General features: G+C 64.2%; 12 protein-coding genes. 3 read left to right on the forward strand and 9 right to left on the reverse strand.

All coding sequences use genetic code 11. The features are described 5' to 3' along the window. Positions 1-196: 196 nt before the first annotated feature. From F2P46_RS29270 to F2P46_RS29280, 3 genes are all read left to right on the forward strand, one after another. Positions 197-1,705: a dipeptidase gene (locus F2P46_RS29270; protein WP_166896899.1), complete on the forward strand. Its 1,509-nt coding sequence runs from the start codon at positions 197-199 to the stop codon at positions 1,703-1,705. A gap of 448 nt (positions 1,706-2,153) precedes the next feature. Next, the gene (locus F2P46_RS29275) at positions 2,154-3,941 is read left to right on the forward strand and encodes a glycoside hydrolase family 2 TIM barrel-domain containing protein (RefSeq protein ID WP_166896901.1); all 1,788 of its coding nucleotides are present in this window, start codon (positions 2,154-2,156) and stop codon (positions 3,939-3,941) included. A gap of 94 nt (positions 3,942-4,035) precedes the next feature. After that, positions 4,036-6,687 carry an NAD(P)-binding protein gene (locus F2P46_RS29280; RefSeq protein WP_166896903.1) on the forward strand — a complete coding sequence of 884 codons (2,652 nt, stop codon included), beginning with the start codon at positions 4,036-4,038 and terminating at the stop codon, positions 6,685-6,687. A gap of 207 nt (positions 6,688-6,894) precedes the next feature. On the opposite strand, the gene F2P46_RS29285 is transcribed toward F2P46_RS29280, so the two are convergent. The 9 genes from F2P46_RS29285 to F2P46_RS29325 all read right to left on the reverse strand — a co-directional run bounded on the left by F2P46_RS29285 (position 6,895) and on the right by F2P46_RS29325 (position 13,232). Next, entirely contained in the window at positions 6,895-7,626 is a 732-nt protein-coding gene (locus F2P46_RS29285; RefSeq protein ID WP_166896905.1) for a hypothetical protein, read from the reverse strand. A 436-nt stretch (positions 7,627-8,062) separates the two neighbouring features. Beyond that, complete coding sequence (locus F2P46_RS29290; RefSeq protein ID WP_166896907.1) at positions 8,063-8,455, reverse strand: VanZ family protein; 393 nt, start codon at positions 8,453-8,455, stop codon at positions 8,063-8,065. Positions 8,456-8,550: 95 nt separating this feature from the next. Then, complete coding sequence (locus tag F2P46_RS29295) at positions 8,551-8,877, reverse strand: hypothetical protein (RefSeq protein WP_166896909.1); 327 nt, start codon at positions 8,875-8,877, stop codon at positions 8,551-8,553. Between the two features lie 541 nt (positions 8,878-9,418). Beyond that, positions 9,419-9,841 carry an organic hydroperoxide resistance protein gene (locus F2P46_RS29300; RefSeq protein WP_166896911.1) on the reverse strand — a complete coding sequence of 141 codons (423 nt, stop codon included), beginning with the start codon at positions 9,839-9,841 and terminating at the stop codon, positions 9,419-9,421. A 132-nt stretch (positions 9,842-9,973) separates the two neighbouring features. Further along, positions 9,974-10,450, reverse strand: a complete 477-nt coding sequence (locus F2P46_RS29305) for a MarR family winged helix-turn-helix transcriptional regulator (protein WP_166896913.1) — start codon at positions 10,448-10,450, stop codon at positions 9,974-9,976. Further along, positions 10,447-11,211, reverse strand: coding sequence for a 3-oxoacyl-ACP reductase family protein (locus F2P46_RS29310; RefSeq protein ID WP_166896915.1), 765 nt, complete (start codon positions 11,209-11,211; stop codon positions 10,447-10,449). Before F2P46_RS29310 ends, F2P46_RS29305 begins: the two co-directional genes overlap by 4 nt. 77 nt (positions 11,212-11,288) lie before the next feature. Next, positions 11,289-11,816, reverse strand: coding sequence for a TPM domain-containing protein (locus F2P46_RS29315; protein WP_166896917.1), 528 nt, complete (start codon positions 11,814-11,816; stop codon positions 11,289-11,291). After that, the gene (locus F2P46_RS29320) at positions 11,816-12,616 is read right to left on the reverse strand and encodes a TPM domain-containing protein (protein WP_166896919.1); all 801 of its coding nucleotides are present in this window, start codon (positions 12,614-12,616) and stop codon (positions 11,816-11,818) included. Before F2P46_RS29320 ends, F2P46_RS29315 begins: the two co-directional genes overlap by 1 nt. 4 nt (positions 12,617-12,620) lie before the next feature. Further along, on the reverse strand, positions 12,621-13,232 hold the full coding sequence (locus F2P46_RS29325) for a LemA family protein (protein ID WP_166896921.1): 612 nt from the start codon (positions 13,230-13,232) through the stop codon (positions 12,621-12,623). Positions 13,233-13,347: the final 115 nt, after the last annotated feature.

Consider the following 13,347-nt stretch of genomic DNA (forward strand, 5'->3'; position numbering starts at 1 on the left):
GCTCCATTCGATGTCCCGTTCAATCGGGTAGGGGGGCTATTGCCCGCGACATCGTGATCGTCACTGAGGAGCTCATGTATCGCCGAACCGGCACTGCGGTGGCAGTTTATGAAACATTCAGGCTAGGAGTCTGCGCGGCGCGGCTGGCGGTGATAGACTTTGACGTTCATCAAACACAAGGTCGGGAATTGTCATCATGCGCCATTCGTTCCTCATCGCCAGCCTGCTGTGCTGCCTGGGCGCGGCCGCCGGCGCCGCTCCCCCGCCACCGGGGGACGCGGCCTTGCGCGCGGCCGCCCATGCGGCGGCGACCTATCGCACCGAGCTGATCAAAAGCCTGGGCAAGATGGTCAGCTTCAATACCGTCGCCGACAAGGCGATTCCGTTCGAACGCAATGCGCAGCATCTCGGCTTCAAGCAGTACCTCAAGGACGAGGCCGAGCGGCTCGGGCTCGATTACACCGACCACGGCTATGTGATGGTCATCGGCCTGGGCAGCGGCAGCGAGCGGGTCGGCATCATCACGCACGGCGACATCCAGCCGGTCGATCCCTCCAAGTGGAAAAAGTCGCCGTTCGAGCTGGACAAGACCAGCGAGGCCGGACGCCTGATCGGGCGCGGCGCCGAGGATGACAAGGGACCGATCGCGACCGCCATGTACGCCATGAAGGCGATCAAGGACAGCAAGCTGGCGCTGTCGAAACGGCTGGAACTGTATGTCTACATGGCCGAGGAATCGGACTGGGGACCGCTGACCGAGTTTCTCAAGACGCACCAGGCGCCGCAGGTGAATATCACCCTCGACGCCGAGTATCCGGTGGTGACGGCCGAGAAGGGCTACGGCACCATCAGCGTGACGGTGCCGCCGCAGGCGCCGGCGGCGGCGCCGGGCACCCCATCGCTGTCCGCCTTCGGGGGCGGCTTTTTCGGCAGCCAGATTCCGGAAGACGCCAACGCCACCATCGACAACGCCACGCCGGAGCTGGAAGCGCGCATCCGCCAGCGCGCCACCGCCCAGGGCGGCATGCGCTATACTTTCACCCGCCAGGGGCCGCAGTTGCTGGTCAAGGCGCAGGGGCTCGCGGCGCACTCGTCCAAGCCGGAAGATGGCGTCAATGCGATCAGCATGCTGGCCGATGCGCTCAGCGTACAGGCGTGGCCGAACACCACGGCCGGCGCCATGGTCCATTTTCTCAACGACCTGATCGGGACCGGCATGTATGGCGACAAGTTCGGCGCCATGGCTTACCGCGATAAATTCATGGGCCCGCTGACCGTGGCGCCAACCGTCATCAAGCAGGGCGCGGCCGGCATCTCCCTGCATGTGAACCTGCGCCGCCCGCAAGGCAAGAGCACCGAACAGCTCACGCGCGAGGTGAACGCGGCGCTTGCGCAGTGGCAGGCGCAGCGCGTCGCGCTGGCCGACGTGAAGGTCGAGATCACGGAACCGTGGCTGCAGAAAAGCGCGCCCCAGGTGCCGACCTTGCTGTCCGTGTTTTCCTACTACACCGGAATCAAAAATCCGCGCCCGATCTCGATTGGCGGCGGCACCAATTCGCGCCTGTTCCCGAACGCGGTCAGCTTCGGTCCGGCCATGCCGGGCACGGTGTACTCGGGCCACTCCGAGCACGAATTCATCACCGTCAAGCAGCTGATGCTGAATCTGCAAATGTACACGGCCGTCATGGTCGAACTGGCAAAGTAGACGCGCGCGATGGCGCGCGGGGCGATGCGGCTGCGCACCCGGCCGCACCTCGCCGGCCGCACCTCGTCGGCCCCACACGTCCACGTGTCCGCTTCGATCGCACCCGTAAAAACACCGATCCGTGATGTAGGCACCAGCCTACTTTCTGTAACCAGTTGCGCCGCTCAGGGCAAGCCCGCGCCTTCTCTCCCCCTGGCCAATAACGGCGCCTTCGCACCGGTGAAATACAGCTAGTTACAAGCCATTTTTCCCTAGAAATCTTGCCTCATCCATGCGTGAAAATGCGCAAAATTGGCGTGCTAGCATCCATTCCCTGTCCGCGATCACCGGTTTTTTCGCGGCACGGAAGCTGGCCCACTTGCCGCGCCCACTGGCGGCATGGCGCGCCCGCGCAGCCTGAAAAAGACCAGCGGCCACGGCCGTTTCCGGCCCACCATGAGGAGCATCGATGAGTCAATTCGAATACCCGCGGCCCCAGCTCGTGCGCGAGCAATGGATCAGCCTGAACGGCCTGTGGAAATTCATGTTCGACGACGAGCGGCGCTGCCGCATGCCCGATGGCGCGACCGAATGGACGCACCAGATCGACGTGCCGTTCGCGCCAGAAGCGCGCGCCAGCGGCCTGGGCGACACCGGCTTTCATTCGGTGTGCTGGTACGAGCGCAGCTTCGAGCTGCGGCCGCACGCCGGCCGCACCATCCTGCATTTCGGCGCGGTCGACTACCGCGCCCGGGTCTGGGTCAACCAGCACCTGGTGGCCGAGCACGAGGGCGGGCACACGCCGTTTTCGGCCGACATCAGCGGCGTACTCAGGGAGGAGGGCGCGCAGGTCGTGACCGTGTACGTCGAAGACGACCCGCACGACCTGGCCAAGCCGCGCGGCAAGCAGGACTGGCTGCTCGAAGCGCACTCGATCTGGTATCCGCGCACCACCGGCATCTGGCAGACGGTATGGATCGAACGGGTGGCCTCGACCTACATCCAGAGCCTGCGCTGGACGCCGATTTTCGAGACCTACGAAATCGGCTGCGAAATCGTTGCCACCGGCGATATTTCCGAAGAACTGTTCGTCGAAGTCAAGATCTGGCATGGCGAGAACCTGCTGGCCGACGACCACTACAAGCTGCTCGGGCATGAGGCCAACCGCAAGATTTCCCTGTCCGACCCCGGCATCGACGATTCGCGCAACGAACTGCTGTGGAGCCCCGAGCGTCCCACCCTGCTCAATGCCGAAGTGACGCTGCACCATCGCGGCCAGGTGCTCGACGTGGTGCGTTCGTACACGGCGCTGCGTTCGGTGGCGATCAACCGCGACCGCTTCATGTTGAACGGGCGCGCCTACGCGCTGCGGCTGGTGCTCGACCAGGGTTACTGGCCCGAGTCGCTGATGACGGCGCCGTCCGACGCGGCCCTGAAACGCGACGTCGAGCTGGCCAAGGCGATGGGCTTTAACGGCGTGCGCAAGCACCAGAAGATCGAAGACCCGCGCTATTTGTACTGGGCCGACCGGCTCGGCCTGCTGGTGTGGGAAGAAATGCCCTCGGCCTACCGCTTCAGTCCCAAGGCCATCACGCGCATGGTGCGCGAATGGACCGAGGCGATCGAGCGCGACTACAGCCACCCGTGCATCATCGTCTGGGTCGCCTTCAATGAATCGTGGGGCGTGCCGAACCTGACCCTGACCCAGGCCCACCGCAACGCGGTCGAGGCCCTGTACCACCTGACCCGCACGCTCGACGCCACGCGCCCGGTGATCGGCAACGATGGCTGGGAGGCGTCGGCCACCGACATCCTCGGCATTCACGACTACGACTGCAATCCCGACCGGCTGGCGGCGCGCTACACCACCAGCGAGCCGACCCGCACCCTGTTCGACCAGCGCCGCCCGGGCGGACGCATCCTGACGCTGGACGGCTTTCCGCATCGCGGCCAGCCGATCGTGCTGACCGAGTTCGGCGGCGTCGCCTTCGACAAGCAGGGCGCCGCCGCGCACACCTGGGGCTATTCGCGCGCCCACACCGAAGACAGCTTCCTCGCCCTGTACCGGCGCCTGCTGGCGGTGGTCAACACCACCACCATGTTCAGCGGCTTTTGCTACACCCAGTTCAGCGACACCTTCCAGGAAGCGAACGGCCTGCTGTGCGCCGACCGCACGCCCAAGGTCCCGCTCGAACTGATCCGCGCCGCCACGCGCAACGACCACGAGAAGGAGGATTGCTATCCGGGAATTGCCTGAGCAGCCGCCCACCTCACCGGCGCGGGACCGCGCCGCCGGTCCGCAAGACACAACACCAACCAACATACGCCCGCGACGGGCGAAAGGAGATCACATGTCGACCATCATCGTTTTTTGCCACTTGCGCTGGGACTCTGTCTACCAGCGCCCGCAGCAGTTGTTATCGCGGCTGGCGCACCATTTCCGCATCCTCTTCGTGGAGGAGCCCGTTCACGATGATGGCGACAGCTTCATGGAACAATCGCGCCCTGTCCCGAACGTGACCGTGTTGCGGCCGCACACGCCGGTGCATGCGCCGGGTTTTCACGACGACCAGATCCGCCTGCTGCAACCGATGCTGGCCAGCCTGGCACCGCCCGGCGAGCGGCCCATCGTCTGGTTCTATACGCCGATGGCCCTGCCGCTGCTGCAGGAACTGCACGCCGGCCTGGTGGTGTACGACTGCATGGACGAACTGGCGGCGTTCAAAAACCCGCCGCGCCAGCTCCTGCAGCGCGAAACCGCCTTGCTGAACCTGGCCGACCTGGTGTTTGCCGGCGGGCCGAGCCTGTACCAGGCCAAGCGCGAACGCCATCCGAACGCGCATTGCTTTCCCAGCAGCGTGGACGTGCGCCATTTCGAGCGCGCGCTCGAACGCGACCGCAATCATCCGCTCCAGGCCGGCATCGACGCGCCGCGCCTGGGCTTTTATGGCGTGATTGACGAGCGCTTCGACGCACCCCTGATCGGCGCGCTGGCCGATGCGCATCCCGACTGGCAACTGGTCATGGTGGGGCCGGTCATGAAAATCGACCCGGCCAGCCTGCCGCGGCGCCCCAACATCCACTACCTGGGGCAGCAATCGTACGAGGCGCTGCCCGGGCTGCTGGCCGGCTGGGATGTGTGCCTGCTGCCGTTCTTCCTGAACGAGGCGACCCGTTTCATCAGCCCGACCAAGGTGCTCGAATACATGGCCGCCGAACTGCCGATCGTCAGCACCGCTATCGCCGACGTCGCCCGGCCGTATGGACATGTGGTGGCGATCGCGCACGACCCCGCCGACTTCAGGGCGGCGTGCGAAGCGGCCCTGTCGATGACGCCCGAACGGCGCGCCGCCATGTGCGCCACCATGCGCGATATCGTGGCCGGCACCTCGTGGGACGTCACCGTCGATGCGATGCGCCGCCTGCTGGCCGAGACCGCGCCGGGACGCAGCACGGCGCGCTTTGGCGGCGCCGGCTATGCGGGTGCCGGCAATGCGGGCGCCGGCGCCACCGGCAGCGGCAGCGGCGCCACGGTCAACCCGCTGCGCTCGCAGACTGGCGCGCAGAACGTGCAGACCGTCATCGTCGGCGCCGGCCCGACCGGCTTGTCTGCCGCCTACCATCTGGGCGAGGGAGCGGTGCTGCTCGACAAGAACAGCAGTGTCGGCGGCTGGTGCCGCTCGATCCACGACCAGGGTTTCACGTTCGACCATGCCGGGCACATCATGTTCTCGAACGATCCCTATGTGCTGTCGCTGTACGAGATGCTGCTCGGCCCCAACCTGCACTGGCAGGATCGTGAAGCCTGGGTTTACAGCAAGCAGGTGTACACGCGCTACCCCTTCCAGGGCGCGCTGTATGGCTTGCCGCCCAAAGTGATCACCGAATGCATCATCGGCGCGGTGGAAGCGCGCTTCGGCAGCATCGACGGGGCCGCAGCGGCGCCGGCGCCGTGCGCGGTCAAGCCGGTGGAAGACTGCTGCGCCGATGGGACGGTCGAGCTCGCTCACGGCACGGCCAGCATCGCGCCGCGCAAGCGCGAAAGCCAGAATTTCGAAGAATTCATCTACAAGGTCTGGGGCCGCGGCATCGCCAAGCACTTCGCCATTCCCTACAACAAAAAGCTGTGGACGGTGCCGCTCTCCGAGATGGAAACTTCCTGGCTCGGGGGCAGGGTGCCGTTGCCGGACCTGGAAGACATCATCGAAGGCGCGCTGGAACCGGTCGCCAGGCCGATGGGGCCGAATGCCCGCTTCGGCTATCCGCTCTCGGGCGGCTTCCAGGCGCTGATGTCCGGTTTCCTGCCGCATATCAAGGGCAAGATCGAGATGAACGCCGAAGCGGCCCAGCTGCTGCCGCGCGAACACGTGCTGGTGATGGCCGACGGCAGCCGCTACCGTTACGACCACCTGATCAGCACCATGCCCTTGCCCGAATTGATCAAGCTGACCGGCAGCGAAGCGCCGCCCGAGGTGCGGGCGGCGGCCGAGGGGTTGCGTCACCTGTCGGTCCGCTGCGTCAACCTCGGCGTGGCGCGCGAGAACATCACCGACAAGCACTGGGTCTACTATCCGGAAGACACGATTTTCCACCGCATTTTTGTGCAGGGGAACGCCAGCCCACACTGCAATCCGCCTGGTGGGTTCGGGCTGACCTGCGAGATTTCGTATTCCCCCTGGAAGCCGCTGCCGCTCGACGGCCAGGCGCTGATCGAGCGCTGCATCGAGGACTGCGTCAAGGTCACCATGCTCAGGCCCGATGATCGCATCATCACCGCCAACCTGGTCGACATGCCGTACGCGTATGTCGTGTACGACCACGCGCGTGCGGCCAATGTGGCGCTGGTCAAGGCATGGCTGGCGCGTTACGACATCGTGTTGGCGGGGCGTTACAGCGAATGGGAGTACTACAATTCCGACCATGCCTTCATCGCCGGCAAGAAGGCGGCGGAAGCGGTGCTGCGCCAGCGCGCCGATGCGGCGCAGAACGTCGGGTCGGAGTGAGCAAGCGTTGACATCGCGCGCCGTCGTGCCTGCCATCGGCAGACACGGCGGTTCTGACCGTGGTCGTGGTAGCGAGCTGTCCGTCCCTTTCGCGACAAGCTCCACGTGGGAACGCAAGCCGGTTCCGCCTCACGGCGGCGCGGCGTGCGCCTTGCAAGGCACCCGCTTCTGTTCGCCAGAAACCCACCGTCATTTCTGCATGCTTACTTAGCGCTGGATCGCACCCCCCGACATGCGCACGCGGTCGCCGGTGGCGAACGAGGGCGCCGTTTCCTGTGTGACCACCTGGGTCGCACCGTCGTCCATTTTCAGCGTGATGCGGTAGACGCGTTCGCCGGTCATGGTGCCGCCGCTGGTGCCCGTGCTGCCGGCGCTGCCGGTGGAGCCAACCGACCCTCCGGTTCCTGCCGTTCCGCTGGTTTGACGCGGTACCACTTCGATCTTGCTGACGGTACTGTTGGGCGTGCCTCCCGACGCGCCCGACGGGCTCGTTCCACTGGCCATGCTGCCGCCCGACTGGGCGCTGCCGGTCGCAGTCGAACTACCCGCGCCCGCCATGGAACTATCCATGCCGGTGCCGGTGGCGCTGCCCGAGCTCCCCGAACCCGCCATGCTGCCGCTGCTTCCGGTCGACGTGGAACTGCCGCTGCCCGTGGTGCTTCCGGCCCCGGTCGACGTCGAGCCGCCCGTGCCCGCGCTGCTACCCGTGCCGGTCCCCGCCATGCTCCCGCTGCCTCCGGTGGCGCCGCCGGACTGGCCGCTGCCGCCCGTTCCGGCGCTACCGCTGGCGCCGCTGCCTGTCGCCGAGGTGCTCGCCGAGGTGTCTTCGCTGGTGCCGCTGGTCCCGCTGGCCGTGTCGCTGCCGTTCATGCCGGTGGAACTGCAGGCCGCCAGGGCCAGCAAGCCCGCCAGAAGCACGCTTTGTTCGATACGCTTCATGATCAACTCCTTTGGTTGGTGTCTTCCTTGTGTGCGTGACAATGCCGCGTGCCACACCGGTAAGAGCCAACGATTCGACTAACGTTCCCATGCATTCATCTGCCTTTTGACACAGGTCAAACAATGTGTAGATCGTCTTGATTTTTTCGGAAGGTACAGTGATAGCGCAAAGACAGCACTTCGCGCGCTTGATACAGCGCAAATACCCGCTGCTTTGAACGCGTAATAATTTTCCTACTGAAATTTTTGAGAGCGCGCCATGCCTGCCACTTCACTTTCCAGCCTGATCGTCGAGCTGGTCGCTTCGATGGAGTCGAGCGTCGCCAGCCTGTGCGCGCATCATTACTCCGAACAGGCCGCGTGTCGCCTGGTGCGCGCGGCGCAATCGCACCAGCTTGACGCTGGCGTTGGCGATTCCGCGCCCGGCGCACCAGCGCTAGCGGGAGCGCGTTTGCGGCAGGAATGCCCAGAGCAGGCCGGCGGTGACGAGCGCGGCGTTGCAATCGACCATCCAGTCGCCGATTGCGCCTGTGCGGTACGGTAAAAAACTCTGCACCAGTTCGTCCAGCGCGCCCATGACCATCACGGTCAGCACCGATTTGATGGCGCGTTCGCGCGCACTGCCCAGGCTGCCGGTGAACAAGAGGAAGGTGATGACGCCGTAGGCCAGCGAGTGCAGCACGATGCCGGACGCCACAGTGCCAATCTCGGCGCGCGCACCGGGCAGGGAACCCATGACGAGAATGGCGGCGTAAATAGCCAGCGCGGTACGGTAGCGCAATGTGCGCAGGCGTTCATCAAGAACAAGCAGGGAAAGCAGGGCGGACATGTCGGGGGGGGGGGCGTGAGGGAAAACCACCACCTTACCATGCCGGCCGTCGCGCATGCGCGCCCGGCATGTTGTTTGCCCGGAGGCTCAGATGGTCAAATGCTCAGTGCGGGCGCGCCATTGGGGTAGCGCGCGTCGAAACAGCCGTGGCATTCGGCGCAGAACAGATGGGCGACGCGGACGGCGCGCTGGCGCAGGACCAGCTTGAGGTGGGTATGGTTGCACTTCGGGCAAGTCTCCCGCACCGTGCCGAAGGTGATCAGTTCGACCGGGGCGTTATCGCTGTCGAGGTGGTCGACAACGGTGCTGGGATTGAGTTCGGTAAGGACGAGCGTGTCGTCCGGCGTATGGCGCTGGCGGCGGCTGGCGTTTGCCTGTTGATAAAGTGGCTCGGATAGTGCATCAAGGACATATTCGCTCATTCTTATCGCTCCGCTTGGCTGGCCAATGGTTATGAAAAAAACTCGAGGAACTTCATGATAGATGAATAAGCGCCAGCTTCAAGGCTTTGCGTCATCTTTTCGCCTTTCCTAGTCAAAGGAACAGGGAAAAGTGTTGCGCCAAAAAAAAGCCCGCTTGTGGGAGCGGGCTAAACCCAAGATCGGGCCAAGAGATCGTCAATTCGGAGTGGTGTGCCGCCCTCCGGGTCGACACACCTGGCTGCCAGTCACGCATATCGGTTACGTGTACAGCAGATGAAGCAAGTATAGGCAGGAAATGTTACTCAGTTATGACACTGCGCAACAATGTGGGAAAGCGACGAAAAGAATGTCCGCCGGCATGCGCCCTGGCCGCGCACTGCTGGCACAGGCAAAAAAAAGCCCGCTGATGAAAGCGGGCTTAAACTATTTTCTTGGAGGAAGATAGTGGAGACAGGTGCAATTATGCGGTCCAGGCACTTATATGTCTAATTGCCATTTTGGATACCAGACATGCGTCTGATTTATATCTCTCCGGGTCGCCTCAAACGGTGACGCTCAGGTCGACGTCGATGTTGCCGCGTGTCGCGTTCGAGTACGGGCACACTTCATGCGCCTTGTTCACCGCCGCCTGGGCCGTCGCCAGGTCCATGCCGGGGGTCTTCACGACCAGCTTGATGGTCAGGCCGAAGCCGCCTTTGTCGTTCGGGCCCACGCCGACCGACGCGTCGATACTGGTGTCGGCAGGAATCGGGGTCTTGAGGGCGCCGCTGACCAGTTTCAGGGCCGACAGGAAACACGCCGCGTAGCCTGCCGCAAACAGCTGCTCAGGATTGGTGCCATCGCCACCGGCGCCGCCCAGCGACGTCGGGGTCGACAGTTTGACGTCCAGGACTTTGTCATCGGAAACGGCGCGGCCATCGCGACCACCGGTTGCTGTTGCGTGTGCTGTGTAGAGAACTTGCATGGTGACTCCTTCGTTGGGTTGGGGCGGCAACGCTGTGCCGATGGAAGAACTATAGCGAACAATTCAATTGTGTGCAACCAATTTGATGAACTTCTTTTCCGGCGCTGGCGGGGGCCGCCCCCCGCCGCCAATTCAGTCGTGCTCTTCCATCGCCTTGAACAAGTCGTCGCGCACGCCCGACAGCTCCTTGCGCATGCGTCCCAGCGCGGCCAGTTCCTGCCCGCTGGCGCACAGCACCTGTTCCGGAATCGCTTCGGCCTGCGCGCGCAGCGCCTTGCCTTGCGCGGTCAGCACGATGCGCACCTGGCGCTCGTCATGCGGATCGCGGTTGCGCGAGAGCAGGCCGTTCGCTTCCAGGCGCTTGAGCAGCGGCGTGAGCGTGCCCGAATCGAGAAACAGGCGCGCCCCGATATCCTTGACCAGGATTGCGTCCTGTTCCCACAGCACCAGCATCACCAGGTATTGCGGGTAGGTCAGGCCGAGCCGGTCGAGCATCGGCTTGTAGGTCTTGGTCATCGCGTGCGAGGCCGAATACAGCGCGAAGCAAAACTGGTTTTCCAGCGCCAGCATGTTGATCCCCGCCGGCAGCGGCTGTTTGGTTTGGCTCATTCCTTCACCGGCACGGTGTAGTTGAGGGCAAGCCGGCCACCGTCGACATACATGGTCTGGCCGGTCATATAGGAAGCGTCGTCGCTGGCCAGGAACACCACCACGGAGGCGATTTCCTCCGGCTCGCCGCAGCGTCCGAGCGGGGTGCGCGACAGGATCGTGTTGCGCGCTTCCGGGCTGCCCAGCACGGCTTTCTTGGCCAGTTCGGTCAGGATGGTGCCGGGGCCGATGCCGTTGACGCGGATGCCGTAGCCGGCCAGGTTCAGCGCCATCACCTTGGTCAGCTGGTTGATGCCGCCCTTGGAGACCACGTACGGCACCTGGTTGGCGATCGCCACTTCCGAATTGACGCTCGACATGTTGATGATGCAGCCGTGTTGCTGGCTCACCATGTGGCGCGCCGCCGCCTGGCCGCACAGGAACATCGACTTGAGGTTGATCCGCATGACGCGGTCGAAATCGTCTTCCGTCAGGTCGAGGAAATCGGCGGCGTGCGTTACGCCGGCGTTGTTGACCAGCACATCGATACGTCCGAAGGCGGCCACGGTGGCGGCGATCATGGCGTCGACATCGGCCTTCTGGCTGACGTCGGCGGCGAAGAAGCGGGCGTTCTCGCCGAGCGCTTCGGCTGCGGCGGCGCCGTCGGCTTTGATATCGACCAGCATCACGCGCGCGCCTTCCTTCACCAGGCGCTGGGCGCAGGCCAGGCCAATGCCTTGGGTGGCGCCGGTGACGATCGCTACTTTTTGCTCAAGTCTCATGTATTGCTTTCAATGTGATACGGACATAGCGAATTTTAACCACACAGCGCGCCCGGCGTTGAGTTTTTTGCGCTGCGTCATAACATGATGGGGCGATCGGGCAACTCATTGGCGCGCGCGCCCTCGGCCGGAAAGTGTTCGGCCAGCAAAGCGTTGACTTGTTCCAATGCAGCCAGGGTGGCGGCGTGGAATTGACCCTGCGCAAAACCCTGCGTCATCAAGGCGCACAAGCGTTTCCAGACGATATTGTCGATCTTGCGCCCGACGTTGCGGTCGGTCACGATTTCGACTTTATGCTCGGCCAGGTTCACGTAGATCAGCACGCCGCAATTGTCTTCCGTATCCCAGATGCCATATTCCGCAAACAAGGCAATCGCGCGTTCGCGAATCCCCATGCCGGCCCACAAGGCGTCGAACGGCATGCCGTGCTCGACGATCAGGCGCAGCTCGCTGCGGTGGGTTTGCTCGCCGGCCGTGATGGCCTTGCCGATCGCGTCCAGCGTTTCCGGCGGAAACGCGCGCCGGCCTTTGGCGGCCGTGCTGCGCCAGTGGCGCCAGATCCGCGCCAGTCGCGAACCGCTTGTTGATGTGGCGGACTGACTCATTACCAATCTCCCGAGGCGCCGCCGCCGTCAAAACTGCCGCCGCCGCCGGAAAACCCGCCGCCGGAAAAACTGCCGCCGCCACCGCCGCCGCCACGGCCAAGGCCGCCAAGGGCGCTGCCGATGATGAAGCCGGTCGCGCCGCTGCTCCAGCCGCCGCTGCCCAGACGCGCGCGGCGTGGCCGGAACATCGATGCCAGCGCGAAGGCGCCGAACAGGATCAGCGGCACCAGCATGCCGCCACCGCCCGACTCTTGCGCCTGGCGCTGTTGTTGCGGCGGGGCAGGGAACTGTTCCGCGTTGAGCAGCGTGGCAATCGCGCCCACGCCAGCCACCAGGCCGTCATAAAACTGCTTCTGCTGGAAATGCGGTGCGATCACATCCTGCAAGATGCGCTTCGATTGCGCATCGGTCAGCACGCCTTGCACGCCGCGCCCGGCTTCGATGCGCAAGCGCCGCAAGGCGGCTGGATTGTCGGGCGCCACCACCAGCAGCACCCCGTCGTCGACGCCCTTGCGGCCGAGCTTCCAGGCATCGGTCACGCGGATGCTGTACTGCTCGATCTGTTCCGGCGCCGTGCTCTTGACCAGCAACACCGCGATCTGGCTGCCGGTCTTGCTTTCGTAATCCGTCAGCACGGCTTCCAGCTTGGCACGCTGTTCTTCGCTCAGCATGCCGGCCTGGTCGGTGACATGGGTGCTCAAGGTCGGCACCGGCGCCAATTGCGCGTGCGCAGCCGTGCCAAAGCCGAGGCCGAGGCCGAGGGCCAGGGCCAGCATCCAGAGATAAGGCAGCAGCTTCATTGGCTTACTTGCCAAAGTTCACAGCCGGGGCGGTCGAAATCGCTTTTTCGTTTTCGACGGTGAACGACGGCTTGGTGTCATAGCCGAACATTTTCGCCGTCAGGTTGGTCGGGAACTTACGCACCTGAACGTTGTAATCCTGCACCGTGACGATGTAACGCTGGCGCGCGACCGTGATGCGGTTCTCGGTGCCTTCGAGTTGCGATTGCAGGTCGCGGAAGCTGGCGTCGGCCTTCAGGTCGGGATATTTTTCGGCCACCACCATCAGGCGCGACAAGGCGCCGGTCAACTGGCCCTGCGCCTCCTGGAATTTCTTGAACGCTTCCGGATTGTTCAGCACTTCGGGCGTGACCTGGATGCTGGTGGCGGCGGCGCGCGCGCGCGTGACCGACTCCAGCGTTTCTTTTTCGTGGGTGGCGTAACCCTTGACCGTATTGACCAGATTCGGAATCAGGTCGGCGCGGCGCTGGTACTGGTTGACGACTTCGCCCCAGGCGGCCTTGGTGGCTTCATCCTTGGTCTGGAACTCGTTGTAGCCGCAGCCGGACAGCAGGGTTCCTGTCAGTGCCAGGGTCAGCAGCACCCGTGCGCAGCGTGCGAATGCAGTGTTTGTCATGGTATTTCCGTCCGTAGCAAGTTGTCGAATGGTCAAAAATATACCCTAAATGCCAACAAGATGACTTTTCAAACGTGCGTGCCGGCGGGCGGGGAGGGGCGGGGGACGCGCTACA

Source organism: Massilia sp. CCM 8734 (genome assembly GCF_011682155.1).
GTDB lineage: Bacteria > Pseudomonadota > Gammaproteobacteria > Burkholderiales > Burkholderiaceae_D > Telluria_A > Telluria_A rubra.